The organism is Paenibacillus sp. PK3_47, assembly GCF_023520895.1.
GTDB lineage: Bacteria > Bacillota > Bacilli > Paenibacillales > Paenibacillaceae > Paenibacillus_AQ.
In genome coordinates this window covers 6,106,971-6,133,933 of sequence record NZ_CP026029.1, presented here as the reverse complement: position 1 = coordinate 6,133,933, position 26,963 = coordinate 6,106,971, and the positions used below count along the sequence as shown (strand labels likewise).

The 26,963-nt window shown below is 50.5% G+C and carries 24 protein-coding genes; 7 read left to right on the top strand and 17 right to left on the bottom strand.

What is annotated here, in order from left to right:
• Nucleotides 1-16: 16 nt before the first annotated feature.
• The 5 genes from C2I18_RS26735 to C2I18_RS26715 form a co-directional block, all read right to left on the bottom strand.
• Nucleotides 17-1,096: an AI-2E family transporter gene (locus C2I18_RS26735; protein ID WP_249898730.1), complete on the bottom strand. Its 1,080-nt coding sequence runs from the start codon at nucleotides 1,094-1,096 to the stop codon at nucleotides 17-19.
• A gap of 113 nt (nucleotides 1,097-1,209) precedes the next feature.
• Complete coding sequence (locus C2I18_RS26730) at nucleotides 1,210-1,689, bottom strand: YhjD family protein (protein WP_249898729.1); 480 nt, start codon at nucleotides 1,687-1,689, stop codon at nucleotides 1,210-1,212.
• On the bottom strand, nucleotides 1,686-2,945 hold the full coding sequence (locus C2I18_RS26725) for a DNA polymerase IV (protein ID WP_249898728.1): 1,260 nt from the start codon (nucleotides 2,943-2,945) through the stop codon (nucleotides 1,686-1,688). Before C2I18_RS26725 ends, C2I18_RS26730 begins: the two co-directional genes overlap by 4 nt.
• On the bottom strand, nucleotides 2,938-3,135 hold the full coding sequence (locus C2I18_RS26720) for a hypothetical protein (RefSeq protein WP_249898727.1): 198 nt from the start codon (nucleotides 3,133-3,135) through the stop codon (nucleotides 2,938-2,940). Before C2I18_RS26720 ends, C2I18_RS26725 begins: the two co-directional genes overlap by 8 nt.
• A gap of 472 nt (nucleotides 3,136-3,607) precedes the next feature.
• Nucleotides 3,608-4,126, bottom strand: coding sequence for a hypothetical protein (locus C2I18_RS26715; RefSeq protein WP_249898726.1), 519 nt, complete (start codon nucleotides 4,124-4,126; stop codon nucleotides 3,608-3,610).
• 311 nt (nucleotides 4,127-4,437) lie between these two features.
• On the opposite strand from C2I18_RS26715, the gene C2I18_RS26710 reads away from it, so the two are divergent.
• A complete protein-coding gene (locus C2I18_RS26710) occupies nucleotides 4,438-4,863 on the top strand; it encodes an SRPBCC family protein (protein WP_249898725.1) in 426 nt (141 codons plus the stop codon).
• A gap of 364 nt (nucleotides 4,864-5,227) precedes the next feature.
• Here the strand turns inward: C2I18_RS26710 and C2I18_RS26705 are convergent, their stop codons facing one another.
• Nucleotides 5,228-5,557: a YtxH domain-containing protein gene (locus C2I18_RS26705; RefSeq protein WP_249898724.1), complete on the bottom strand. Its 330-nt coding sequence runs from the start codon at nucleotides 5,555-5,557 to the stop codon at nucleotides 5,228-5,230.
• Nucleotides 5,558-5,664: 107 nt separating this feature from the next.
• Between C2I18_RS26705 and C2I18_RS26700 the strand changes: the two genes are divergently transcribed.
• Complete coding sequence (locus C2I18_RS26700; RefSeq protein ID WP_249898723.1) at nucleotides 5,665-7,044, top strand: amino acid permease; 1,380 nt, start codon at nucleotides 5,665-5,667, stop codon at nucleotides 7,042-7,044.
• A 29-nt stretch (nucleotides 7,045-7,073) separates the two neighbouring features.
• Here C2I18_RS26700 and asnA read toward each other — a convergent pair whose 3' ends face one another.
• Nucleotides 7,074-8,084: an aspartate--ammonia ligase gene (gene asnA, locus C2I18_RS26695; protein ID WP_249898722.1), complete on the bottom strand. Its 1,011-nt coding sequence runs from the start codon at nucleotides 8,082-8,084 to the stop codon at nucleotides 7,074-7,076.
• Between the two features lie 101 nt (nucleotides 8,085-8,185).
• Nucleotides 8,186-8,821 carry a LysE family transporter gene (locus C2I18_RS26690; protein ID WP_249898721.1) on the bottom strand — a complete coding sequence of 212 codons (636 nt, stop codon included), beginning with the start codon at nucleotides 8,819-8,821 and terminating at the stop codon, nucleotides 8,186-8,188.
• 209 nt (nucleotides 8,822-9,030) lie between these two features.
• Here C2I18_RS26690 and C2I18_RS26685 point away from each other — a divergent pair, with 209 nt between their 5' ends.
• The 3 genes from C2I18_RS26685 to C2I18_RS26675 are packed head-to-tail and all read left to right on the top strand — an operon-like array spanning nucleotide 9,031 to nucleotide 13,019.
• Nucleotides 9,031-10,674: a spore germination protein gene (locus C2I18_RS26685; RefSeq protein ID WP_249898720.1), complete on the top strand. Its 1,644-nt coding sequence runs from the start codon at nucleotides 9,031-9,033 to the stop codon at nucleotides 10,672-10,674.
• 1 nt (nucleotide 10,675) lies between these two features.
• Nucleotides 10,676-11,881: a Ger(x)C family spore germination protein gene (locus C2I18_RS26680; RefSeq protein WP_249898719.1), complete on the top strand. Its 1,206-nt coding sequence runs from the start codon at nucleotides 10,676-10,678 to the stop codon at nucleotides 11,879-11,881.
• Nucleotides 11,882-11,909: 28 nt separating this feature from the next.
• A complete protein-coding gene (locus C2I18_RS26675) occupies nucleotides 11,910-13,019 on the top strand; it encodes a GerAB/ArcD/ProY family transporter (protein WP_249898718.1) in 1,110 nt (369 codons plus the stop codon).
• Here the strand turns inward: C2I18_RS26675 and C2I18_RS26670 are convergent.
• The 5 genes from C2I18_RS26670 to C2I18_RS26650 all read right to left on the bottom strand — a co-directional run bounded on the left by C2I18_RS26670 (nucleotide 13,010) and on the right by C2I18_RS26650 (nucleotide 20,206).
• Nucleotides 13,010-13,939 (bottom strand): RNA polymerase sigma-70 factor, encoded by a 930-nt coding sequence (locus C2I18_RS26670; protein ID WP_249898717.1) that lies wholly within the window; start codon nucleotides 13,937-13,939, stop codon nucleotides 13,010-13,012. The genes C2I18_RS26675 and C2I18_RS26670 overlap by 10 nt on opposite strands.
• A 22-nt stretch (nucleotides 13,940-13,961) precedes the next feature.
• Nucleotides 13,962-15,299: a phytoene desaturase family protein gene (locus tag C2I18_RS26665; RefSeq protein WP_249898716.1), complete on the bottom strand. Its 1,338-nt coding sequence runs from the start codon at nucleotides 15,297-15,299 to the stop codon at nucleotides 13,962-13,964.
• 36 nt (nucleotides 15,300-15,335) lie between these two features.
• Nucleotides 15,336-16,928 carry a peptide ABC transporter substrate-binding protein gene (locus tag C2I18_RS26660; protein WP_249898715.1) on the bottom strand — a complete coding sequence of 531 codons (1,593 nt, stop codon included), beginning with the start codon at nucleotides 16,926-16,928 and terminating at the stop codon, nucleotides 15,336-15,338.
• A gap of 654 nt (nucleotides 16,929-17,582) precedes the next feature.
• Nucleotides 17,583-19,205, bottom strand: coding sequence for a glycoside hydrolase family 5 protein (locus C2I18_RS26655; protein WP_249898714.1), 1,623 nt, complete (start codon nucleotides 19,203-19,205; stop codon nucleotides 17,583-17,585).
• Nucleotides 19,206-19,228: 23 nt separating this feature from the next.
• The gene (locus C2I18_RS26650; protein WP_249898713.1) at nucleotides 19,229-20,206 is read right to left on the bottom strand and encodes an MsnO8 family LLM class oxidoreductase; all 978 of its coding nucleotides are present in this window, start codon (nucleotides 20,204-20,206) and stop codon (nucleotides 19,229-19,231) included.
• Nucleotides 20,207-20,390: 184 nt separating this feature from the next.
• Here C2I18_RS26650 and C2I18_RS26645 point away from each other — a divergent pair, with 184 nt between their 5' ends.
• Nucleotides 20,391-21,314: a methyl-accepting chemotaxis protein gene (locus C2I18_RS26645; protein ID WP_249898712.1), complete on the top strand. Its 924-nt coding sequence runs from the start codon at nucleotides 20,391-20,393 to the stop codon at nucleotides 21,312-21,314.
• A gap of 93 nt (nucleotides 21,315-21,407) precedes the next feature.
• Here C2I18_RS26645 and C2I18_RS26640 read toward each other — a convergent pair whose 3' ends face one another.
• Nucleotides 21,408-22,490 carry a hypothetical protein gene (locus C2I18_RS26640; RefSeq protein ID WP_249898711.1) on the bottom strand — a complete coding sequence of 361 codons (1,083 nt, stop codon included), beginning with the start codon at nucleotides 22,488-22,490 and terminating at the stop codon, nucleotides 21,408-21,410.
• A gap of 250 nt (nucleotides 22,491-22,740) precedes the next feature.
• Between C2I18_RS26640 and C2I18_RS26635 the strand changes: the two genes are divergently transcribed.
• Complete coding sequence (locus C2I18_RS26635) at nucleotides 22,741-24,627, top strand: PAS domain S-box protein (protein ID WP_249898710.1); 1,887 nt, start codon at nucleotides 22,741-22,743, stop codon at nucleotides 24,625-24,627.
• Nucleotides 24,628-24,700: 73 nt separating this feature from the next.
• Here C2I18_RS26635 and C2I18_RS26630 read toward each other — a convergent pair whose 3' ends face one another.
• From C2I18_RS26630 to C2I18_RS26620, 3 genes are all read right to left on the bottom strand, one after another.
• Nucleotides 24,701-25,186 carry a nitroreductase family protein gene (locus C2I18_RS26630; RefSeq protein WP_249898709.1) on the bottom strand — a complete coding sequence of 162 codons (486 nt, stop codon included), beginning with the start codon at nucleotides 25,184-25,186 and terminating at the stop codon, nucleotides 24,701-24,703.
• 89 nt (nucleotides 25,187-25,275) lie between these two features.
• A complete protein-coding gene (locus C2I18_RS26625; RefSeq protein WP_249898708.1) occupies nucleotides 25,276-25,470 on the bottom strand; it encodes a hypothetical protein in 195 nt (64 codons plus the stop codon).
• A gap of 10 nt (nucleotides 25,471-25,480) precedes the next feature.
• Nucleotides 25,481-26,923, bottom strand: coding sequence for a methyl-accepting chemotaxis protein (locus tag C2I18_RS26620; RefSeq protein ID WP_249898707.1), 1,443 nt, complete (start codon nucleotides 26,921-26,923; stop codon nucleotides 25,481-25,483).
• Nucleotides 26,924-26,963 lie beyond the last annotated feature (40 nt).

Sequence of the window (26,963 nt, the reverse complement as noted above, 5' to 3'; positions counted from 1 at the left end):
CTCCGGTTAGTGTGAGCTACAGCCCTTCCCATTTCTCCTTCAAGAACACATGGTAAGTATGTTTGGCCAGTATTTTGAACACGGTATAGACTGGAACGATGATCAGCATCCCGATAATTCCGAAGAGATTGCCTACACCCAGCACGAGAACCGTTGTGGTAATCGGGTGGATATCCAGACTTTTGCCGAAAATGAGCGGCTGGATGATATTATCCTGAATCTGCTGCGCCAGCAGAATAATGACGAGCGACCAGATGCCCACACTCGGGGATTCAATCAGGCCGAAGATCACAATCGGAATCGCTGAGATAATGGCGCCGAAATACGGAATGAAGTTCATGATTACCGCCACCAGTGTCAGCACAAGCGCATACGGCAGCCCGATGAGCAGAAATCCCAGGTACATTAAGATTCCCAGGGCCACGTTAACCATTACTCTGCTCAATATATAGCTGTTCAGGGCAGCGTCGATTTCTTTAAGAATTGTGCGGGCTCTGTTACGGAAACGTTTCGGAAAAATCCTGACAATCACCCTTCCGAACTTCTCGCCGTCTTTCAGCATGTAGAACAGAAGAATCGGGAAGGTGAACAGAACAATCGCAAAGTTGGATACCGCTGAAAAAAGTCCCGATACATAGTTCGTGAGCAGGTTGAACCCTTTGTTCAGATACTCCGTCAAATGAGAGAGCAGACCGCTGTCCCCGGGGAAAATTTTTGCCAGAAAGCCGCTTTGTTCAAGCTCCCTCACCTTGGCATCCAGTAAATTAAACAGCGCTGGCGCGTTATTGATCATGTTCATCAGCTGATATTTCAGCGGGGGCCACACCCCGCCCCAGAAGGCCAAAATCAGCATGGCTACAACCACATAGATGAGAAGAATAGCCGGTGTCCGGTGCATCCGCTTTTTCTCCAGCAGACTGACCAGCGGCCGTAATAAATAATAGAAGAAAGCAGCCAGCAATAAAGGAATCAGGATCATGCCGGTCAGTGACTTCAGCGGTTCAAAAATAAAATCCACTAATGAGCCCACATAAATGATGGCAAGAACCAGCAAGACCGCCTTCCCTACCGTCAGAGCCTTGGTTAATTGGTTCATTCAGTATCTCCTCTCTACATATTCATTTATAGCGCCCCAACCTTTACATAACCTAAGCCGAACCTAAAGATTAGTTAAATTTACGGGAGGAACGCCGGGAGGAGATTGCTGTTTTATTTCAAATGCTCTTTCAGCACCGCCCCCAGATCAGAGGTGTACCGGGTGAGCTTCAAGCTTATTTCCGTGCGCATAACATCCCGGGTGAGTCCAAACCGCTCCTGGTAGCCGCGGAACAAAATTTTGTGGTACACCAGGAAATCCTCCTGTTCGTCCGGCAAAACCTTGATGTTGCGCTGTCTGAGCTCCTTTTGCAGCCGGTACGTATCCTGCATGACGCGGTGCTGGATATAACGGCCGGCCATTAAGTATATTCTGCTGAGCACATTGCCCGAATGTTCAATCTCTTCGATGCTCTTGCTTACCATCGTATCTATGTATGGCAGCAGAATGAGATCCCGGACCATCGTGCGTTCCGCGATCGTGAGCATCTGCCGGCCGGATTCCTCTTTCTTCTGCTGCTGGTCGTACTGTTCCACATGCTCGCTCAATAGCATCTTGGTTTTCCATCTCTCGTTCCCGTCTAATTTGCTCATTGGTAATGTCCCCCTATTTGTTCAGCCCGTTCCAGAGCCACCCCGGATTCCAGCAATGAGGACGCGCGTATAAGCGCTCGGCTGCCGTATCTTGTTTTGATGTGGTCAATAGCCTGTTCCCTGTTATAGCTGCGGACCCTGTCGTCGAATAAGGTGAGCTGCATGACGCTGTCATCGGTCAGCTGGGAGATGGATATGGTCAGGCGGCTCAAAGGCATGCCGGTCCAGTGGTCGACGAATAACTGATACGCCGCCGCGGCCACCTCATGCGTTAAGGAGGAGGGTTCAGGCAAAGTCGTCTGCCGGCTGTAGGCGTTCGATCTTGTACCGTCCGTTTCGGATACGGCAACGGTTACCACCGATCCCATGTACCCGTGGCGCCGTGCCCGCTGGCATACCTCAATAACCAGCTCCAGCAGGACAACCTCGATTTCCGGCAGCCTGGTGTACAGATTCCAGCGCAGCGCCTTGCCGTGGCCTACAGATTTGAGCTGGTGGCGTATTCCGGTCACTACGGGGCTTGGGTCAATGCCGCGGGCAGTCTGCCAATAATATTCGGCCTGAATATCGCTTTGTCTGCCCATGGTCATGCGCATTCTCCGTTTCAATTCCCCCAATTCCATCCGGGCAATGTCGCCGATCGTAGTAATCCCCATCCGGTAAAAGTTCTTGGTCATTCTGCCGGCGACCATAAACATTTCATGAACCGGCAGCGGCCAGAGCTCGGTATCCAGATTGCCGTAATCCAGCTTGAATACGCCGTCCTCCTTCTTCTTTGCCATGTTGTTGGCCATCTTGGCCAGGATTTTGGTCGGTCCAACCCCTACCCGGGTCCACACGCCCGTGGATAACAGGACATGCTGCTGTACGGAGCGGATGATGTCCTGCAGGTCTTGTTCAAAAAAACTCACGGAGCCGGTCACATCCAGAAACTGCTCGTCGATACTGAACGGCTCTACAAGGTCAGTGTAACTCTGATAAATTTCCGAGATCAGCAGGGAGACCTTAATATAAGTCCGCATCCGCGGCCGGATCACTACGAGCTCGGGACATTTGGTCAGCGCTTCACCCACCCGTGAGGCGGTGGTTACGCCGCGGGCTTTGGCGATAGGACAGGCTGCCAATACAATGCCGTTCATCCGTGCGGGATCTCCTACGGCGACCGGCCGGTCTTTGTATTCGGGATGGGCCGCTTTCTCGACGCTGGCGTAGAAGCTTTGACAGTCTGACAGCAGAATAATACGTTCCTTAGGCATACCTCTTCCCCCGGACTGCCTGCCAGGCCAGAATACCGGAGAGGAGAAATACCCGCGGCGAACCGGAGGTTAAGCAGGTTGCCCGGATTCGTCCGTTCTGGATGCCGAGGATTTCAATCTGCCGCTGGGTGATATTGCCCGCCTTATCCATATATACAATCTCAATGATTTGACCCTTAGCCATTCTCATGACCGATCGCCTCCATAATAAGAACATTTGTTTGTATTATAACCAAACAGGTGTTCGTTAATCAATCAAGAGTATATTCCTCTGCTGGAAGGATTATGAATAATTATTTTCCATCACGGTATTTCGGCAATTTGTCAGGCTAAATTAGCGGCCGCCGCCCATCAAGTGGATTTTCTCCATCTAATTCTCCGCTTTGCAGCATTTTTGATGTTTTAGTGGGAAAAGCTCCACTTAAATCCAATGAATTTCGCTCCATAGCCAAATATAGCCCGAAATAGCGGGAGTATTTCCAACTAATCCTCACAACCCCCAGGAAATGATGGAATTACGTGGAGAAAATCCAATTAAAATGAACAGCCATGCATAGTATATCCAATTCAACGCAAGAAACCCGTCAGGCTAATCCCTGCGGGTTATTACATTTATTCGGATGCTTACGGACTGCTGGATATAATTCTTGCAGCACATACACTCACTGAATACCAGCCTTCGACAGGATTGTTAAGCGCAGCTTTTCAAAGTCAATGTGGTGGAAGGCTGAAACAGCAATACCTGCAGAATAAGTCCTGCCGAAGAGCCGGTCAGTCCTTTCCCAGAAGGAACGTTTCGCTCCCTGCTCATCCGCCCAGATTCCGAGCTTGATCACTCCGCTTTCCGAAACAAACTCAGCTTTGTAGATACTATGGAACGGAAGTTTCTTGTGCCCGAACAGCCATTTATATTCGAGGTATTCGTCGGTAACTATTAAATAAGCTTTGTTAAAAAACGTCATCGCAAGCCAAAGATATCCGAAAAAAACAGCAAAAAGTAAAAAGAAAATATTAAATATAAATTTGGCCGTCCGGTCATCGCCGGGCAGCAGAATACATCCGATAAATATCGCTTCCATCAATCCATACAGAATGTGCTGTGACCCTCTTAATTTAGCCTCATGTTTTTGCTCCAGCGGCAGCACATACAATCCGTTCTTGTCCGTTAATAATGTCTCCAACAATGACTCTCTCCCGTTCATCTCAAAATTATGTAAGCACTCATTTCTTACGGGAATTATTGGCCCATTTATAGAAGGACCAGACCAGCAGAAATACAATAATTAACAGAAGTATAATTAATGTTTTGGCGTATTCGCTGTAATACATATGAGCAGCCTCCAAATAGTCAGGAATACATCCATTCTAGCATTTTTATGTATAAAATTGTAACTAAATCAACATCAGCCTCATAACAGTACAGACTTGTCGCTTTTGGCAAATAATCGTGATATGATCTGAAAATAACAGGTTGATATGAGGAGGCGTTATAGTGGGAACAGAGAGTCCGGTAACGATAACTATCGAAACAATTGTACATGTCCCCGTAGAAAGTGTATGGAGATACTGGACTGAGCCAGAGCATATCACACAGTGGAATCATGCTTCCGAAGACTGGCATACCCCTTACGCTGAGAACGATCTTAAGCCCGGCGGTGCATTTCTCTCCAGAATGGAAGCCAAAGACGGCAGCTTCGGATTTGATTTTAGCGGAGTATATGACACGGTAACCCTTAACGAGGAGCTCTCCTATACCGTCGGTGACGGCAGAAAAGTGCAGATTGCTTTTACCCGTCTCGGCAATGATACCCAAATCACGGAAACCTTTGAAGCGGAGAATACTAACGAAATAGAAATGCAGAAAGCCGGATGGCAGGCCATTTTGGATAATTTCAAAAAATATGCTGAAGCTGTTTAAGGATATTCATGGAAATACCTTTGCCCAAGTTACCGCGGTGGATCTATAACTTGTTTCCGCCAGAAAAGGACCTGTCCCCGACAGGTCCTTCTTCTTAAGCTTGCTTTACTCTCTTGTTTCCAGTTCAGCCACTGAGGATACAGCCATGACAATGCTGGACAAAGCCCGTTTTGCAGGCCTGCCACTCCGGTATTTTCCAGTTTTCTTAGGTTTTCTACCCAGCCGCGAATATACAACCCATTTCCGTTCCTCCCCAGGGCAAAGCCTGGAAACTTGAAATAGCGGACTTTTTCACCGCCTAGTTATCGCCCATGCCGGGCGCACTTAAAAAGCAGCCTGTCGCAAGGACAGGCTGCCTTTAGAATTATATGCTGTACGGAGGTGCGGGATCCTGCTTGAAATTCTGAATCTCCGTCTTAATCTCCTCTGTAACGGTTAGAGCCTCATCTTTGATTTCCTTGAATACACCCAGGGATTCCTTGATGACTTCTGCGACCTCCTGCCCTTTTTCCGCGAGCACCTGGCCCTTTTCATTAAGCATGGCGCCTTTTTCCTTAACAATCTCTGCCACATCCGCCAGTTTGGTGCGTCCGCCTTGACCTTGCTGAGGAGCAAGGAGAACGGCCAGACCGGCACCGACTAATGCACCGAGCGCTGCCCCTATTGCGATTGTCTTTTTCGTTTGAGTTTCCATGATCATTACTCCCTTCTATGCAGGTATTTCTCATTACTTACCCCATAATCAGCCTCCCGAATAAACCCTTTCCTAAAGAACCATATTATATTTCTAGGGGGTGCTGAATGACTCAAACATGTGCTAAAAATACCAAGAAACAGGCATCACCTGCCAAAGACGGGGAATTAAAATGGTGGCAGCTGTCTTTGCTGGGCATCGGATGTACGATCGGGACCGGCTATTTCCTGGGCTCGGGCCTTGGTATTAAAATTACCGGACCTGCCATGGTCTTCTCCTTTTTACTCGCTGCGGCCGGCACCTATATCGTCTATCATCTGCTGGCCATGATGACCACTGCCGACCCTCAGGAAGGCTCCTTCTGCTTCTATGCCGAAAAGGCCTTCGGCCGTTGGGCCGGCTTCAGCTGCGGCTGGAATTACTGGAGCTCCAAAATCCTGATTATGGGCAGCCAGCTGACGGCGCTCGCCATTCTGTCACAATTCTGGTTCCCCCGCATACCGCTTTGGGTATTCGCCGCCATCTATGCGGTGCTCTCCATCGCCGTAGTGCTTCTCGGGACTAAGGGCTTTGACAAGGTCGAGAATATACTTGCTGTTACGAAAACCGCTGCGATTGTGATGTTCATCATTCTCGCCGCTGCGGCCCTGTTCGGCTGGATTCATGGAGGAAATGACGGACGGCCGGGTATGCCGGGCTCCATGAATGAGATTTTCCCCGGGAACTTCCGCGGCTTCTGGTCTTCACTGATTTATGCTTTTTTTGCATATGGCGGAATTGAAACCATCGGCCTGATGTCAATGCAGCTGAAAAACAAGGAGGATGCGCCGAAAGCGGGGCAAGTCATGCTGATCGTACTGACCATCATCTACGTGATTTCCATTGGTCTGGTGATTGCTATGGTCTCCTACAAAGCCATTACGGAAAAAGAGAGCCCGTTCGTAACCGCACTGTCCACCTATAAGCTGCCCTTCTTTCCCCATGTCTTTAATGCAGCGATCCTGACCGCAGGCTTCTCCACCATGACCGCTTCTTTGTTTGCGGTCACCAACCTGCTTGTCACACTCGCCAAGGACGGCGATGCGCCCCGTGTATTTCAGAAGAAGCTTAAGTTCCGGAGCCTGCCTCTGGCCTCCCTGGCGCTGGCCGCTGCGGGATTATCCCTGTCTGTGGTCACTTCCCTGCTTCTGCCGGGCAAAATTTATGCCTATATCACTACGGCGGCAGGAATTCTGCAAATGTATAACTGGGGGTTCATCATCATCTCCGCATATAAAATCCTGAAGCTGAAGGTGAAGGAAAAGATCCTGTCCGTCACCGGTCTACTCCTGCTGCTGCTTGCTGTAACCGGGACTATTATGGAAAAAAGCATCCGGCTAGGCTTTGTCGTGAGCATCGTGCTCGTTGCAATAATAGCGGCCGTTACCTGGATGATGAGCAGGAAATGGGAAAAATCCGGCAAACCAAACAAGCAGCCTGCTCCGTGAGCGGCTGCTTGTTTGGCGTCATCCCCGTGTTAGAGAAGATTGATATTGCCTTCCCGGCATTCTTTCAGAATCTGCTCATTCCACACGGAAGCCTGCACTTCACCGATATGGGCTTTTTTAAGCAGAAACATGCAGACCCTCGACTGGCCGATTCCGCCTCCAATAGACTGCGGCAGTTGATCCCGGAAGATCAGCTGATGAAATTCCAGAGCCTTCCGGTCTTCATCACCGGATAATTCCAGTTGCTCCGCCAAACGCTGTTTATCGACGCGGATTCCCATCGAAGATATTTCAAAGGCCTGCTCCAGAACCGGATACCAGAGCACGATGTCCCCGTTCAAATTCCAGTCATCATAATCCGGGGCACGGCCGTCATGCTTGATCCCCGAGAGCAGCGCTCCGCCGATTTGCATGATAAAAACTGCCCCGTACTGCTGTGCGGCACGGTTCTCTCTTTCCTTCGGTGTCAGGTCGGGATAGAGATACTCCAGCTCCTGGGAAGTAATAAAATGCAGCTTTTCCGGGAGAACGGGCGTAAGTTCCGGAAAGAATTGTGACAACAGCTGCTCGGTCGTTCTGACCGCATTAAAAACCGACCGTGCGGCGGATTTCAAGGTGTCCAGATTACGCTGCTCCCGGGGGATTACCTTTTCCCAGTCCCATTGGTCCACATAGATGGAATGCAGATTATCCTGAATCTCATCCCGCCGCAGAGCGTTCATAATGGTGTACAGTCCTTCTCCTGCCTTAAAATTATAGCGCTGCAGGGCCATCCGCTTCCATTTGGCCAAGGATTGGACAATCTCAAGCTCTCCGTCCGTAATATCAATGGCATCGAAGGAGACAATACGCTCTACCCCGTTCAGGTTATCATTAATTCCGTTGCCGTTTCTCACCACAAGCGGGGCGGAAACTCTCTGCAGATTCAGCGCTTCGCTTAGTTCAGCTTCAAACAGCTCTTTGGCCAATTTGATCGCTTTCTCGGTCTGTGTCAAATTAAGTAAGGATTCATAACTCTTAGGGATGTTCACCGTCGGCATAATATTTTTCCTCCAGAATTCTCAAAGTTTATAGGCCTTTGCCTCATCGCAGTAACGATGTATCCTATGAGAAAAATGAGAAATGGTTACAATGACCCGCTTCATCCCCACAAAGCCTTGATACCCTGAATGCCAAAATAAACCCCGAAGCCGACCAGCGAAGCACCCGAAATGATAGAAATCCACTTCAGCATGCTCTCATTCAAAAAACGCCGCAGCCCAGTGGTGAGTGAAGCGACACATAGATCCCAAAGCGCCAGTCCGAGGAAAATCATGCTACTGTAAATTAACAGATGGGATGTCCCGTACGAATTGGCTGTTTTCGCCAAAATAGAGCCGTAGATGCCGAGCCAGAACAATATGGATAACGGACTGGTGATGGACACCATAAACCCGGTCATAAAGCTTCTGAGCAAAGACTCTTTATTGCGCATAGTCGCATGGATATCTACCTTTTCAGCGGTAAGAATACTCTCAATACCTGAATAAACCAGTATTAATGAGCCAAAAATCCATAGAAAGATCTGAATTTCAGGCATATTCAAAAAACGGACCATCCCCATATAGATCAGCAGCATAAAAATCCCGTCGGCGATCATGGATCCCGCTCCGACAGACCATGCATTCCAGAATCCGTTCTTGATCCCTTTATCCAGACGTGCAGAATTCACCGGCCCCATCGGCGCAGCAAGGGTTAAACCCAAAAAAATATAACTGAGTAACAGCTGAATGCTCAAAGATCTTCACTCCCTGTCCAAAGGTACTACCTTGTACACTTTATGACGGGAAACAGCTGTTCATACATCTTGTACACCTACATTTTTGAGGTTCAGGGGAGGTTCTACAGGCAGCTTATGTCTTCAGCGTATAAACTTGTTATCTTTGTCACACATTATATTCCAGAAAGAGAGTTAGAGGTATGCAGGGGAGCGGGGGTGCCACATGGATGGGCTGGATTAAAAAGGTTGCCGGAACTTATAGACCGAACAAAAAGAAATACAAGCAAAAACAGAATCAGCATACGCAGAATCCGCAAAATTCCGGCGAACCTATAGATCCTTCGTTACCCCGCACACGTGCAGCCCTGCTGAATGCGATGGGAAACAGTCCCGACTTTATCATGCGCGATTTCACCGGTAATACCGGTTCTGACCCTGTCCTCTCTGTATGTTATCTTGAGGGCTTGACGGATTCCGCTCTGTTATCTGACCTGCTGGAAGGAATTATTCAGGGGCTGGCTTGTATGCCGGAATTCAACAATGAGCACACGGCAGTCTCGTTCTTCAAAAATATGCTGCCTGCCGGCAGCATTACTGTCATCAGCACCAGGGAGCAGATGTACCAGCCTATTCTTACGGGCAGTGCGCTGATTATGATCGACAGCATGCAGTCAGCGCTCGCCGTGTCCATCGCAGGCGGAGAAAGAAGAGCTGTGGAGGAACCGACCTCCCAAACGGTCATCCGCGGGCCTAAAGAAGGGTTTACCGAAGAAATCACAACAAATATTACGCTGATCCGCAGAAAAATCCGGACCCCTGACCTGAGGCTTACCAGCCATACGATCGGGGAGGTTTCACAAACCAAAGTAATTGTAGCCTACATTGAGCAAATCGCTGATCCGGAAGTGGTAAAGGAAATCAACAAGCGTCTTCAAGCCATCCAGACAGACAGTATACTGGAGAGCGGCTATATCGAGGAATTCATTCAGGATGCACCGCTTTCCGTTTTCCCTACGATGTTAAACACGGAGCGTCCGGATACGGTAGCAGGCAGCCTGCTGGACGGGCAGGTCGCTATTCTGGTTGACGGTACCCCATTTGCGCTGATTGCACCGGTTACCTTCTTCAACTTTTTTCAGAACCCCGAGGATTACTACCAGCGGTATGATATCTCCTCTTTTTTACGGATTATCCGGATGATTTCGTTTTTCATTTCTTTGCTGCTTCCTTCTGTATTTATTGCGCTGACTACATTCCAGCAGGAAATGATCCCTACTACTATGCTGGTGACACTGGCCGCCCAGCGTGAAAGCTCGCCGTTTCCGGCGCTGCTTGAAGCTTTGGCTATGGAATTGACGTTTGAGGTCATCCGGGAGGCCGGTGTACGGATGCCCCGGGCGATCGGACCAGCCATCTCCATTGTAGGGGCGCTGGTCATCGGGCAGGCTGCAGTAGAGGCCGGACTGGTCTCCGGTGCAATGGTCATTGTGGTTGCTTTTACGGCGATCTCAAACTTTGTGATTCCATACTTCAGCATGGCTACCTCGGTCCGGCTGCTGCGTTTTTTTCTGATGGTTCTGGCCGGGACACTGGGATTGTTCGGGATTCTCGTGGGGGTAATTCCGGTATTGGCGCATCTGGTCTCCCTTCAGTCCTTCGGGGTGGATTATATGACTCCTTACAGCCCGTTCTACAAGTCTAATATGAAAGATCTCGTGCTCAGAGTTCCCTGGTGGGCCATGAAGACACGGCCTCATACGAAATCCGGCCCGAACCGAACCAGACAGGCTTCCCATCAGTATCCTGCGGGCTCCAACAATATTATCAGCAGTATGAAAGAGACCGATCCACAAGAGCAAGGGAGGGATTGACATGCGCCTGTTCCGGGCATTCTTTATCCCGTCCATCCTGTTTCTGTTCCTTACAGGGTGCGGAAACCGCATAGAGCTTAATGAGCTGGGGATAACGACAGCCACGGGGTACGATGGGCACAAAGGCGACTGGACAATTAGCTACCAGGTGATCGTTCCTTCGGCAATGACTGCCGGTAGCGGCTCCGCAGGCAGCGGAGGATCGCAATCTGCCATCCATACGTTCTCCACCAAAGGCAGAAGTATTAGAGAAGCTGTAGCGGCCAGCAGTATAGAACACCCGCGGAAGCTGTATTTTGCCCATACCAATGTGGTTATCATCGGCAAAGAAGCAGCAGAAGCGGGTATTGGAGAAATCCTCGACAATTACTACCGTAATCCGGATGCCCGGGAAACGGTAAAAGTGTTCGTCACAGACGGAAAAGCCAGTGACTGCCTGAAGGTGCTGATTCCCCCGGAGAAGCTTCCCGGACAGGCATTGGCCAATATTTTGCAGAGAAATGCCCAGTTATCCTCGTACTACCCTTCCATGTCTGTCCACCAGCTGGCGCTTCAAATCAGCTCGGATAGCGCTGCTGCAGGCGTGCCGGAGTTATCTATTGAAGGTCTCGGTGATACGCTGGAATCTATTGATATTTATAAAGAAACCGCACCTGCCGGTACCAAAAAATTATCCCGTCTGGCTGTTTTTTACAAGGACAAGCAGGTAGGGACTTTGAGCCGGAATGAGAGCCTGGGACTTAACTGGCTGAATGACCGTGTGCAGTCGACCACCCTTAGCAGCGAAAACAGCAAAGGAGAAATCACCGCTTTTCTGGTCCGCAAAGCGAAGGTGAAGATTACCCCGATAAAAGGACCGGAGCACTACACCCTGCGTGTAAATGTTAAAGTTAATGCAGAGATTACGGAAACCACATCTGATGAAGATATAACCACTGCCCAGGGGCTAAAAGTCCTGCAGCGGGAGGCCGAAGAGCGCATTGAAGCCCAGATTCTGGAGGGCTGGAACGGGATGCAGAAATTGAACCTGGATCTTGCCGGCATCGGAAATAACATCCACCGGAAGCATCCCGGGGACTGGAAGGAAATCAAGGGCAGCTGGCCTGAAGCTTTAGCTGAAATGGATATTGATATTAGCGTTAAGGTGAACCTTATCCAGCCTGGACTGCTCCAGGCTTCCTTCAACAAGCTGCTTGGAGAGCAATAAAGACAATTAGATGGGGGTGAGACCATAAATGAACCGGAGTACACTGCGTGTATCAGAGCTGGCTGTGACTCTCTCTCTTTTTGAAGTAGGGAGCACTACCTTGTTTCTAATTGGGGGTGAAGCAAAGCAGGATGCCTGGCTGGCCATGCTCATCGGCGCGCTCGGCGGCCTGCTGCTTCTGCTGCTGCATCTGGCGATACACCGGCAGGAGCCGAAGCTGGATCTGTTCATGTTATTCAGGCGGTTCACAGGAAAATATTTAGGCTGCCTGCTGAATCTGCTGTTTGTTATTTATTTCACCTATGAGGCTTCGCGTAATCTGCGTGATCTGAGCGAAGTGACCGTGCTGACTTTGCTTAACAATACCTCCGTATGGATTATTGCGGTTATAGCAATTTTGGTGATCTCCAATACGGTCCGGTACGGGTACAAAGTACTGTTCCTCATGTGCATGATGCTTTTTCCGCTGATGATATTCGGCTATCTCTTGATCAGTGTGTTAATTCCGGCCACTGGTCTTTTTCATTATGAACTTTCTCTGCCTGTTTTGGAGAACGGGTGGACTCCGGTGTTCCGGGCAGCGGTACCCGAAATTATTTCCTTTCCTTTCGGCCAGGTCGTATTGTTCCTGGTGTTCTATCCTCATGTACATAAGGACGGAAATCTTATTAAGACCGTTATCTTGTCCTATCTGGCCACTGCCCTTTCCCTAACCTTTATTAATCAGCTGATTATATTTGTTATGGGCCCCAAGCTCGCTGCCTACAGCACGCTCCCGCTGCTTGAAACTGTGCAGATGATCGACCTGGCGGAAATATTGGAACGGATGGATGCCCTGTTCACGCTGCTTCTGTTCCTTGGATTGGGTATCAAGATTGCCGCTTTCTTCAGCGGGGCTGTAATAGGGCTGGAGAGAATTACCGGGGTGGGCTACAAAAAATGGGTGATCCCAGTGGCAGTGCTACTGTACGGGTTAGCTTTTTTGTCTCCCAACTACACCCATCACATTCAGGTAGGCCGCGGTGAAGTGCTGAATTACGTATCTCCTGTATTCCAGCTGGCCCTTCCTTTACTGCTGTTTATCGTCATCATGATCAGAAAGAGAAAAAAGAAGAAAAAACAGCCGGATCATTCGTGATCCGGCCCTAAGCGTAAATGCCGGAGCTTCTCCGGATTGCGCAGAAGATAAATCTCCTGAACCCGGTTGTCGCTGCAAAAGAAGCTGACAACTGTCGGGAAGGGCTCGGAGGAACTGCTCACCACGAATCCTAACTGTCCGTTTACCTGTACAAGACGCACGGCACCGGCGCCGTTCCCTTTGGAGACCAGGCCTTGTATAAAAGCCAGAACACGCTGGCTTGAAGCCACCGGCCGGACGGCTGCCGTGACCTTTCCGCCCCCGTCGCTGTACAGCACAATATCCTCGGATAGAATGGATAAAAGCCCCTCCATGTCACCTGTGGAGGCTGCATGGAGGAATCGGAGGACCAGCTGGTCAGACTGCCCGCTGGTCTTCAGCCCGGCAGGCGGTTCAGTCTGAATTTTTTGTTTGAGACGGCTGTAGATTTTGCGGCATCCCGCTTCTGTCTTGTTAACAAATTCCGCAATATCGCTGTAATCATAATCAAAAGCTTCACGAAGAATAAATACCGCCCGCTCCACCGGAGTTAACCGGTGAAGCAGGACAAGGAATGCGTACGAAACCGTATCTTCCAGCATAACTGTTTGAAGAGGGTCCCGGCCTGCGGCGGAGGGTGGGATTCCATCCACAGCATAATGCTGAACAAGAGGTTCAGGCAGCCAGGGACCCACATACAATTCCCTTTGGTTATGCGCGGATTTCAGATAATCGAGACAGCGGTTTGTAACGATCTTGCACAAGTATGACTTCATATTAAGGATGGGATTGCCATCCTTATCCTTACCGCTGACCAGTTGCTGTATCGTTACGAACGCGTCCTGTACCAGATCCTCGGCCTGTGTAACCGACCCGAGCATCCGGTATGCGATGGACAGCAGCAGCGGCCTGTAAGAACGGTATACGGAATCAAGCTCCACAGTACACCCCTTCTTTATCTTCTTATTTACCTACCTCACGAATGGCAAGTATACTGCGGGCGGCTTGCCTGGCGCTGTGGAGTGAAGCATTCACCAGCATTCCAACCGGACCTGCCCAGTCCCCGGCAACATACAATCCCGGCCTTCCTGCAACTGCAACCCCGGGTCTGCCTGCGGTACCGCCGCCCTCTGCGGTTACGGCCGCATGGGAGACAAGCATCCTCGGCAGGTAACGCTGCTTAATCACATGGCTGCGCCAGCCCGGCTGGATAAGGTCGAGGAATCCTTCCAGCTCCACCCTATCACTTGCAGGGTCATCCGCTCCGGACGGCGGCAGGTACTTCATGACATGAACCACAGCCAGGGTTGGATCCTCCGACAATACTGCAGCAGCAGAATGATTAGAGTAATACCACGGGTAATCTGCACCTAATACAAATCTGGTCCTGGGCCGGGGAATTTCCGGCATCACCAGATCCAGGCAGGCAGCATGAACAGGAATCAGCTTATTATAGACTGCAGCCTCCTCCGCCTCCAGCGCCGGATCAAGCATAGCGAGGGTGTCCTTGGGGCCGGCTGTAGAGATGACATAACGGCTGTTCAGCTGTGTTCCATCTTTTAAAAATACAGTCATTTCGGGATGGCTGCCGGTAATTTTACTTACAGGTGAACCCGTACGGATGGATACGCCTGCCTTGCGCGCATGATTCGTCAGCTGCTTCACGAGGGTCTGCCAGCCCCCGTCCACGTATAATACCTGCCCGTGCTTAAGCTGCTCAATCACAGCGCCTGCACTGATCAGCCCGGGCGCATCGCAGTACGTGGATACTCGTACAAGTGCAAGCAGGGCGCTGCGCACCCGCATACTGGAGATTTGCGATTCCAGGTAAGCCTGCAGGGTAACAGCCTGCAGCCGTGAGGTATCGGTTCTGCGCAGACGGCTGTAGAAGCGGATAAGCTCTGTTTTTTCATGCCACTTCAGGAAAGAACCGAGCAGGAGCCGGGACAGGGGAAACGCTATACTCCCGCCGTCTTCCCCCTTAAAAACGAAGGTATCCGGCGGTCCCGGCACCGATCCTGCGGGCACTGCCCCCGCTTCCTGCAAAATTGCCAGTCCGCTTTTGAAAAGCGCATGCGCACCCAGATTAACGCTGGCGGAAGCCATCCCGGTCGAAGCCGCTCTGCCTCCGGGCTGTGACCCTTTGTCGAGCAGCAAAACGCTGAGCCCTCCCTGAGCCAAAAATATGGATGATGTTAATCCCGCAATTCCTGCTCCGACAATGATTACATCCCATGGCTGCCCGTTATTGCTCTGATTATCCGGCATATCCTTCAACCCTTTCCGCTCTGATGCATACATGACGATCAGCGGAAGGAAGTTGTGACACCGTTTAGCCTACTGAATGTATCCCCGCGAAAAAATAATATTGCCGTCGTAATCCAAGTATACATTTTTGACTTCCGGCTTGTGCAGGACATCAGCAACGTAATAATAGAGCGGAAGGATAACCATGTCATCGATCAGCAGCTTTTCGGCCTTGGCATACAGCGCGTTACGCTTGGCGGGGTCGGATACAGCTTTAGCCTGGGCAACATAACTGTCATACTGCGGGCTGCTCCAGCCTGAATCGTTGTCAGGGCTTTCTGAAGTGAAAATCCCCAGCATCGCTGAAGGGTCATTATAGTCTGCACCCCACCCTGCTCTGGCAATAGTATAATTTTGACTGTAGCGGTTGCTTAACAGCTGCTGCCAGGGCTGGAACTCAAGACCCGCTTCAATTCCCAGATTCTTGTTCCAGTCCGAAATGACGGAGAATGCAACAAGATCGTGGCCCCCTTCTTCATTCACGATAATCGAAAACTCCGGCAGCTCCGAAAGCCCCTCTTCCTTCAAGCCTTCCTGCAGCAGCTTTTTGGCCTGGGCGACGTTTTCTTTGAAATAAGAAGTATCTGCAACCTGTCTCCGGTAGTTAAGACCGTTGCCTGTTATAGCCGGAGGGATAAATCCGTATGCAGGCGTGCCGAAGATAAGCGCTTCCCGGTCAACAGCCATAGCTAAAGCCTTGCGGATCTTCACATTGTCAAAAGGAGCCTCATGTACATTGAACTGGTAGTAGTAAGTTGAGCTATAAGGCATTTCGGCAATCTGTTTGCGCGACGCCTCTGTTAAATCAGAATAGACCAGCGCTTCCTTGCCTCCGACCCAGTCGATCTGATTTTTCTGATAGGCCACCGTAGTGTTCTCAGTACCGGCTTTGGGCCGGAGGAGCTGAACCTCGGAGAGCCTGATTTCAACAGCAGCGTAATATTTCGGGTTTTTGGCCAGCGTGATAGTATTACTGCTCCAGGATTTCACGGTGAACGGGCCGTTGGTTACCATCGTTTTGCTGCTAAGGGCCCAGTTCTTGTCCGCTTTCACTACAGCAGCATTTACCGGTGCAAAAATATCCTCAGCCAGCATTTGCAGAAAATAAGCCGTTTTTTCTTTGAGCGTCACCTGCAGAGTATAGCTGTCCAGTGCTTTTACACCGACTTTGGAGGCGTCCTTCAGCTTGCCGGTGTTGTAAGCCTCCGCATTGGCAATATCGTACATATTGAACGCATACGTGCTGCCGGTTTCGGGTGCGAGCGCTCTTTTCCAGGCGTATTCAAAATCAGAAGCCTTCACACTGTCCTGGTTGCTCCACTTGGCGCTGGAGCGGAGATTGAACGTATACGTCCTGCCGTCCGCTGAAACCTTCCATGATTTGGCCATTCCCGGAATGACCTTGCCGGACCGGTCCTGCCGGACCAGTCCTTCGAACAAGCCTTTGACAAGAGTCGATGCTGCATCGTCCGAGGACTTGGCGGGGTCGACAGAGCCCGGCAATACTTCATAACCGATCCGCAAAACCTGCTTCGCTGCGGCAGCGGCTGCTGTATTGCCCGGAATAACGGTAATTCCCACCAGCAAACTGGCCGCCAATAACCAACTGAGCAATCTTTTCAACAAACTACCTCCTATGTAAATTACCTAATATTAACAAGCTCTCCTAGAATAACACGAATGGTGCTTTGTGCCTACGTCTTGTTGGAAAAGAAGGTGACTTAGATAGAGAGCAGAGCGGACAGCTGCCGTCATCAGCATATGTTCCCTGACATTTGGCAGTCCGCGCAAGACTTGTGCATCAGTCGGCGTGGGTGCCGGGCTGGTCAACAAATATTACCTAGTTTGCACACCAGCCAAGCTGCGCCGGTGCAAGGACTGGACAGGCGCAGCTTGGCTGCCGGAGGCGTCCTTTCAGGCGAAACGGACACTGCATCCGCTATAAGTCCCGTCCTCTTTTGCACTCTAACGGACACTGTGTCCGTTATTTGCCGAAAACCGCCCCGTTTCCACCGCTAACGGACCGTAGTTCCTTTATTCCGCCAAATGTTGGATGATAAATGATGCCCCTTCGGATGAAATAACGGATCTAGGGTCCGTTAGGATTTCAAAACACACTTCCAGCGCAAAATAACGGACCTGAGGTCCGTTAGCATTAGCATTTCAAAATAATCAGTACGTGCTGGTAAGAGTGAGTCGACGGGTTGGAGACGGCAATCGTTAACGCGGTAACTTTCCGGGCAATAAAAAATACCGCGGAAACCCGCGGCTGTGCGCTTACCTGAACATTAACTTTTCCAGTCGTAACGTTCCGGCATTGACCACAATCTTGATCCTGGAGCTTCCCGCAGGGAACAGCGGAACAGGGGCTATGGCCTGCTTTTTCCCATCAGATTGCAGTGTCAGTGTGACCAAATCCTTCTCATCCTGCCGCACCGTTACAGACACCGGCTGATTGCAGCTGTATACAAAAGCAACACTGCTCTCCTCCGTCGTATCGTTAATAGAATAACCCGCAAATTCCCCGTCCGTCATTTCAAGAAGAAAGCGGTCCCACAGAATATCGAAGAAAAAGCGTTTCCGCAGCTCTCCCAGCTTAATATCTTCTACAATGTGCATACCTGTATTTGACCGGTAATTGTACAAATTGCCTTCCGTTCTGAGTCCGCTGTATGCTATTCCTTTACCCGGCAGCTCATCAAAATCCGTCGCACGCACGGTACAGCCCGGAAGCCTGAGCACCGCCTGCGTGACTTCAGCATTATATCTGCAGTTTTCGATCTTAATATTCTCCAGGTACCGGTCGAAAATAGCCCACGCCTGCTCATATCCGGGACGGACACCTCCCCTGGTATAATCCATAATCTGATTCCAGCCCTCAGGCAGATTGACGGAGTAGGGCGAATTGGTGTTGTCCATTTTTTTCCACGGCCAGACGTTATACCCGATATTCAGCTCCGCAGACAAAGGATACAGCGCAGTGTACCATTCATTGAGGTTCTCCCCGGTCTCCCCCATCCACAGAGGCACATTCAGCCGCTCCGACACTTCAATAAATTCGCGAAAGGAAGAAAGCTCCGGGTAGCAGGCGTATCTGTGGAAATGCACAACCATGTTATCATCATATTTTTTGTAAAAAATGCTTGGATTCGTTGCCCAGTGATGGCCTTCCACCGAGAGCATATGCTTACTGTCCACCGCCCGGATGGCTGCAATGGCTTCTTCATAGAACGCCACAAGCCTCGGCACCAGATAACCAAAATCACTGTCAGCGGAAGGTGTCCGGATCGGTTCGTTGAGCAGGTCATAGCCGCCGACAATCCAGCGGTCCTTATATCTGTCCGCAAGCGTCCGCCACAGTGCGATGCCCTTATCCCAGCTGTCCTGATCTGTAAACAGTCTCGGCACATCATCAATGGAGTCGTCGATATTCTGGCCTGTCTGTCCGCCCGGCGCTCCATGCAGGTCCAAAAAAGCATACAGTTTGAACTCTTCACACCAGTCCAGGCAGCGGTCAATCAGCCGAAAGCCCTCCTCTTTCCAGATGATTCCCGGTTCATCTTCCATCAGAATACGCCAGTTAAACGGAATCCGGACTGAATTATACCCCTGCTGAGCCATCATCCGGATATCTTCCCTCGTAATATAGTTCTCTCTGAATGCAGTCCAGAACCGCTCTGAATATTTACTCCCTGTTAGTTCACGTACTACTGCTTCAATCCGGCGCGGCCGGTCAAACCTGCTGTTGCCGTCTGTAGTCCACATATACCCTTCCTGCAGAAGCCAGTTGCCCAGCCCCCATCCCGTCAAAACAATCTCTTCTCCCGCTTCATTTACAACCGACCGGCCTTCCGCCCTTAAAAATCCTTGCACCCTGCTGCTGCTCAATTTCCCGTTCATCCGGCACTCTCCTCTCCTTAAGGTCACTCGCTCCAGCAAGCAGCAGCAAGCAGTTCGAAAGAACGCAGCCGTGCGCTGTAATCAGGAATCATGGTAACGATGATGAACTCATCAACATTATACAAACGGGATAGCTGTTCCAGCTTTGACCTGACACCTGCAGGGGTACCAATCAGCAGCTTGCGCTCATGGACCGCAGACCTCTCTTCGCCGGAAGCCTCCTGCTGAAAGGATGCCATAGCTGCAGCAAGCCGCGCTGCTTCCTGCTCCGTCTCCGCACAAACAACCCCTACAGCAACGATAGCCCGCGGTACAGCAGACAACTTGGATGGAACAAATGCCTCACGGTAAGCACGCAGCACTTCCTCTCCCGCCACATCACTCATGAATTGGCCGAATACATACCCGGCTCCAAGTTCTGCAGCATAGGCCGCGCTTTTCTGGTTCGTACCCAGCAGCCAGAGCTCCGGAGGGATTGGCGGAACCGGACGGGCAGTGATCTGCCGGCCTTCGTACTCATAATTCCCCTGCAGCAGCTCGGAGACGCCTTTAAGCAGCTCCGGCATTTTCCAGACATTTTCGAGGAAGTTGCCGCTAAGCGCAAGGCTGACCTCGGCTGCCCCGCCGGGTGCCCGTCCCACTCCAAGATCAATCCGTCCGGGATACAGGCTGGCCAGCATATGAAAAGCTTCCGCAACCTTCAGCGGCTTATAATGCGGCAGCAGTACAGCCCCGGAGCCGATTCTGATGTGCTGTGTTTTTGCTCCGATATGTGCCAGCAGCACCTCCGGTGCTGTACAGGCAAGTCCCGGCATATCATGATGCTCCGCGATCCAATAACGGGTATAGCCCAGTCTTTCGGCAATCTGTGCCAGCGCAGCGGCCTGATTCAACGCATATGCGGAATCCGCCTGTTCCAGTACAGGGACCAGATCCAGCACACTAAGCTTAAGGGGTTCAGAGGAAGCCTCATCCAGGTTTTTGGCCAGCTCAACGTTCATGTAATACCTCTCCTTTCCGGTCATCTATGTAAGAGTTTACATCTAAACTATACATTACAAATTAACAATTTAACAAATTTACTATATGCCCATGGAACTATTTTTTTGCTAACATTGTCGAATGTGTGTATAATGATCACCATATAACTATACAAACCTTATACATAGATTGAGGAGATGCCGTATGATCTACGAGGAGACTATTAATAATTCCAGAACTCAAGTGCTGGATCCCCAAGCTGTGATGGCAGCTATAGAACAATCTTTGGCGATGATACAGTTCGATACGGAAGGAAGGGTATTATGGGCCAACGATAATTTTGCAAAAGCCATGGGCTATACAGCAGCCGAAATGCCGGGTCTGATGCACCGCCAGTTCTGTACCACGCAATTTGTCGTCAGCGCCGAATATAAAGCGCTTTGGAGAAATCTGCGGAGCGGACTTTCGTTCCAGGATAAAATTCTGAGAGTGGCCAAGGATGGCAGGCTCCTGTGGTTCGAAGCGACATACACGCCAATCTTTGATCAAAAAGGTCTTGTCAAAGGCATTCTTAAGGTGGCTACAGATATTACTGCCCGTGAGAACACTACGACTTCTTTTACAAATACAATGAAAATTATGGCAGAGGATCTGCGGAAACGTACCGATGACGGAATTGCCAGCACACATGAAATTGCTGCGGCGATTAACCGGGGTGTGCAAAAGGTTGATGACACTATGGAAATGGTGAAATCACTCCAGCAGGAAGCCAATTCGGTCCGCGGCATAATAAATACAATCTCCGATGTCGCTTCCCAGACCCAGCTGTTGTCTTTAAATGCGGCGATCGAAGCTGCTCATGCCGGTGAGCATGGCCGCGGCTTCAGCGTAGTGGCGGATGAAGTGCGTAAGCTGTCCAAGCAGGCGGAAGAAGCGACCCGGCAAGTGAATATCAGCCTGAGCGGAATCAGCGCGCAGGTCAATCACATTACTTCCGGGATGAAGCAGTCACAGACGATCATTATAGACAGTCAAGCGTTGGTGAAGAATGCGGTACATGAGTTCAGTGTCATCGGAGAAGCCGCACGGGAGCTGGATCAGCAGGCCCAGACACTGGCCGATTTATAGAGTAAGGCTTCTCCCTGCAGACAAACACGGCATACCCAAGAAATGATTTTCGGGTATGCCGTGTTTATTTGTCTTAGAATAATTAGCGCGGGACTACAGCTCGTAAATGTACTTGACCTTATTGTTGATGAAGTAGAAATACACGTTGCCGTACACAATATAACCCAGAGTCTCGTTAATGCTGTCGGGTTCTCCCCAGGCCAGGTATACCTCATCCGGCTTCATGCCGACAATAACCTGTTCTTCCCGGATTGCTGCCCATACTTTATCACTGATGGAGGCAACCTTACGCGGATCTTCGAAAAAGAACAGGTCAGTGATATATTCTGCCGCGCTGCCGTCCGTCGGCAGCTTGATATAAATATCCTGCCCGTTCGCCCGGCGGATGATCATTTCCAGGTTGCCGTTATGCGGGTTGGACCGGAAGTCTTGGACCGACGCTTTCTCCATGTTCTTAAAGGGGCTGTCGGGAATTTCCGAATTTACGGCCCACACCGGCCGGCCGTTAAAAAACTCCTTCAGTGCCTGCAGAAACTCCGCCGTGTAAATATAGTCCTCGGTGCCGTAATCATGCTCCACATCATAAGTCCATTCCCCGCCCTTTTCATCCTGCAGAGTGAAGGTTAAGGCCAGGCCCTCTGTGTAAATAACGTCTGTTACCCAAAAGCTTCCCGGCGTGCCGGCCATGTGGACTTTTTTGCCGACAGCATAGCCCATGGTTCCCGGAAGCTTGCTGATGGCATACAGCATGCTGTTGCTCTTGGTCTTGCCTTCATCTGTACTCCAGATGAACAGGGAAGTCGCGCTTGAAGCGTATTTTCCGTCGATGGCTCCGAGCTTGAGCAGCGTTTTGAAAGCGACATAATTGGAATTGCGGTACAGGACGGAGTTGTCCTTGTTCAGCACGGCGCTTCCTCTGCTGCCTGTAACGGTTACTCCCGAGGCTGCTGAAGCAGCGGTAAAGCCAGGAATCTGGCTGAGCAGCTTCACAGGTACGTAAGACGAGCCCTTCACAAGTATGGTTTTGGACGGCAAAATGATCAGTTTTCCGTCCACAAAGGTGGAGATCTCCGTATAAGACGGTGCAGCGGCAGCGGCGGCTGTGCCGGCCCCGGCAGGATAGCCCAGGCCGATCAGGATCAGCAGGGCGGTAAACAGCACTACAATTTTTTTCATGGATAATTCAATTCCTTCCCCCAGTGGTTGCTAACTATCCGGCAAGGTGCCGGAACAGCGCTATACACCATTCGCTGGAGGCCCAGCATTTTCCTCTAATCTAACGGCCTTTCTGCTGATTCAACAAACAGCACTGCGGGTATAATGTTTTCGGAGCTGCATCTACCCAGACTATATCGCTTAGGCCTTCATAGCAGGAGGTCTATTTTTATCGCTAAATATATACTAACTATTAATTATGGAGGACGCCATGCATCGCGTAAACCTAAATCCGGAGCTTTTTAACCAGCAGGTGTTTGACCATGCCTCCTTTGGCATAGCCCTTATCGGGCCCGAAGATTTAATTCTGACTGTAAACCCCGCATTTCAGCGGATCTTTGGCTATACGGCAGACGAATTTGAAGGAATGAGACTGGAAGACCTCTCCTCTCCTGATGATGAGCTCAGAACGGTCCACGATCTCAGGGAGCTTATGGGGAATCAACCGGAAGTGGAGCTTGAGAAGCGGTTCATTTCAAAGCACGGAAATTATTTATGGGGCCAGCTCTCTCTCAAGCTGTTCCGTGATGAGTCCGGCCAGCCGTTATATTATATTTGTCAAATCATAGATATCACCAGACAAAAGGAATCCGAACAGCGTCTGCAGGAGTCTGTTGAGCGGTATACTTCCCTGAAAAAATACAACCACGATGCCGTAATTTCTTTTGGTCTTAACGGGAGAGTTATTAACGCCAACAGCATGGCGGAGAAGATTACCGGTTATTCCATCGAGGCTGAGCTTAGCGGAATGGAGCTTGCCAGGCTGATCGGGCAGGAGAATGTCCAGAACATTCTTGCACGGGCGCTGTATGATGATTCGGTTGATCAGCATATTAACGGCCTTACCACCAAAAGCGGCGAAGTCGTTGAAGTGCTCACCAGTATCGCACCGATTTACGTGAACAACCAGAACATCGGTTTTTATCTGATATGCAAAGACATTTCAGAACAGAAGCAGCTTATGCTTGCCAAGGAGGCCGCCGAGAGCACCAACAGGGCTAAAAGCGAGTTCCTGGCCATGATGAGCCACGAAATCCGGACCCCGATGAACGGGGTGATCGGCATGACGGATATTCTGCTGGAGACCACAGAGCTGAGCGAAGAACAGCAGGATTATGTGGAGATTATCCGCAAGAGCGGGGAAACCCTCCTCAACATTATCAATGACATTCTGGACCTGTCCAAAATAGAGGCCGGCCGGACCGAGCTGCAGGAGCATACCTTTGAGCTAGGCAAGTGCATCAAGGACAGCTTTGCTGTTGTTTCCGTGAGAGCCGAACAAAAGCAGCTGGAGCTCTCCTGTACCATCAATCATGATGTGCCGGACTATATCTACGGTGACAGTGAACGCCTGAAGCAGGTGCTCCTGAACCTGCTCGGCAATGCTGTCAAGTTTACCCATAAAGGCAGCATATCGGTAAAAGTTAAATTAGATAAGGAAGATCCTTCTTTACTCGTCTTCACGGTAACAGATACAGGCATCGGGATTGATCCCAAGCACCTTGACGCCATCTTCGAGCCTTTTGCGCAGGTGGACAGCTTTATGATGCGCAGACATGAGGGGACCGGTCTCGGGCTTGCCATCAGCCGCAGAATCATCGGAATGATGGGCGGCAGGATCTATGCGGAAAGTGACGGTAAAAACGGTTCTTCGTTTACGTTCACCATACGGCCCAAAAAGGCCGCAGAAATTCCTGTTCAAATCCAATCGATCTACACTCCTTCTGCAGACAAACAGGTAAAAATCCTGCTGGCCGAAGACAATTACATCAACCAGCTGGTGCTGACCAAGACGCTTGAAAGAATCGGCCACTCCATTACAGCTGTCACCAACGGCATAGATGCGCTTGAGGCTGTCCGGAGGGAGTATTTTGATCTCATCCTAATGGATCTGCACATGCCGATTATGAACGGCTTTGAGGCTGTTAAGCTTATCAAAAAGGAGCTTCAGGAGAACTGCCCGCCTATTATCGCGGTTACCGCCAATGCCCTGAAAGGCGACCGGGAAAAATGTCTGGAAGCCGGAATGGACGAATATGTCAGCAAGCCGGTCAAACGCGAAGTTATCCTGAAGCTTATCGACCAGTTTGTGAAGTGAATTTCATTTATAAATCTGCATCAAAAAAGGCCCTGTTCCTTCCCGACGCTTCCGGGTGGACAGGGCCTTGCTGTTAATGGAGTTGAGTAATCTTGGTGCGGATCGGGGTTCTCGGCTTGGCGGCCGGAACTTCTGCCGGGTAACCGATCCCGAAGACACCGATAACATCATAACCTTCAGGGACACAGAGAATCTCCCGGTTATGGGGCAAGGCCCCCAGAGAAGCCCAATAAGCGCCTGCACCGGCCTCATGTGCCGCCAGCAGCAGATTCTGCGCAAAGCACGCGGCAGCTATGACATTCTCGTCACGCTCAAACGGTGTGGCTGCAGATTTGGATAAAAGGGCCAGCACCACAGGCGCATTGCCAAAGTCTGTTTTATGCTTCAGTTTCGCCCTCGTTTCGGGTCCGACAGCAAGCAGCTCCCAGGGTTCATTCATCCGGTGGTTAGGTGCATAGCTGGCTGCTTCCAGCCACGAATAGAGCAGCTCTTCACTGACAGCATCCGGCTTAAATTGCTTGATACTTCTGCGGGTTGTAATAAGCTCAATGATATTCATAGAGTTCAGCACCTTTTCATGGATTTGTCGTATAACATATAAGTGTTGTATACAAATGTATACACTTTTCACTCCGATGTCAAATTTGCCTATACACTAACCTGTGGGATCGCTTCCCGCATGCTGTTAGTATTTGTACTGATCATTCTGGAGCCTTCGGATACCCCGCCGGCAATATGGGCCATGCCGCTAACCGCAGCAGCAACTTCTTCCGAGCCCGCAGACAGCTGCTCGGCCGCTGCCGACACATCGGCAATCTGCTCAGACACCTCCCGGAAGCTCAAAAAAATCCCGCTAATGAACGACAGCTTCAAGCTTGTTCATCAATTCCTGCAGCCTGTTAATGGACTGGGCAATGCCGGCGACGTTCTGCTGCTGAACAGCAGCGCTTGCCAGTACCTCCTCTACAGATGCTGCCGATTGTTCCGTGAATGCAGCCACCGCAGTTATTTCATTTAATACGGTTTGGGAAGACTGCTGGAGCCTGGTGTTCATCTCCCGGATCTGTTCCGCCTGATGCAGCACCTCTGCGGTATTGGCATGAATGCCTGTGAACAGCTGTTCAACATTCCCGGCAGATGTTTTGCCGGCAGCTACAGCCTCAAGCCCGCGTTCCACCAGCCCGTTCGCCTCTGAATAATTTCCCTGTATGGCTGCGAGAATAGCCGAGATGTCCGCAGAAGCCTCCTGCGTATGCTGTGCCAGCTTGCGGATCTCAGATGCCACTACCGAAAAGCCCCTCCCATGCTCTCCAGCCCTCGCCGCTTCAATAGATGCGTTCAATGACAGCAGGTTGGTCTGGGTGGCAATCTCATGAATCGTCGCAACGATCGTTCCGATTTTGGCATTTTCCCCGTTCACCTGAATCATCACGTCCGAGGTATGAGTAACGATCCCGTCAATTTCAGCTATTTTTCCGGACAGATCTTCCATCGATACCTTGCCTTGAACGGCATATTCAGCCGTAGCTCTTGAGGAATCACTCATCCGGACAGAAGCCTCCGTAGCCGTTATTATAGTTCCATTCACCTGTCCGACCGCCTCGGAAATATCCGCTACGCTTACAGACTGTGACTCGATACCTCCTGCAATCTCACTGAAGGCAACGGAGACCTGAGATGAAATTTCGCCGGTTTCAGCCGCATTTCTCTGCAGGTTACCGATAGATTCACCCAGCACGTATACAGAATTTCTCACTTCCGTCAGCACAGCCTCTGTCCGCGTCATCGCATTCGCTGATTCCAGGGCACTCGCTTCCTGCTTGCGGATCATCCGCGCGCCGATCACACTTTGTGCGACCAGAACTGCCAGCGTAATGGCCAGATAAGCAGTCATATTCACAGCACTTTCCGTCCCCAGGAAATCCTTCGTCTGCACAAAGTAGTTCAGCATTACGGCAGCCACCAGTCCATTAAGCAGCAGCGGCCGGTAATTGTGGTAAATGGAGACAATACCCAGAGAGAAATACAGCAGGAACAGGCTGCTGAACGATGAGCTCTCTTTAATAAAAAAGAAGGAAATCAGATTGAGTCCCAGCGCCACCAAATACATGATATTAGGGATTCCGATTTTACTCCACGTCAAAATAACACTCAGCACCACTACGGGGAGAGCGAACATGCTCAGGGTAACCCTGATGTGGTTGACGGACACGGCCATTCCGAGCAGGAAAGCCGCGCACATTAGCACAACCAGTAATTTGTTTCTTGAATGAAGCTCCAGCAGCTTCTCCGACATATATCCACTTCCCCCTTATGTATTCATCCCAGATGCAGTT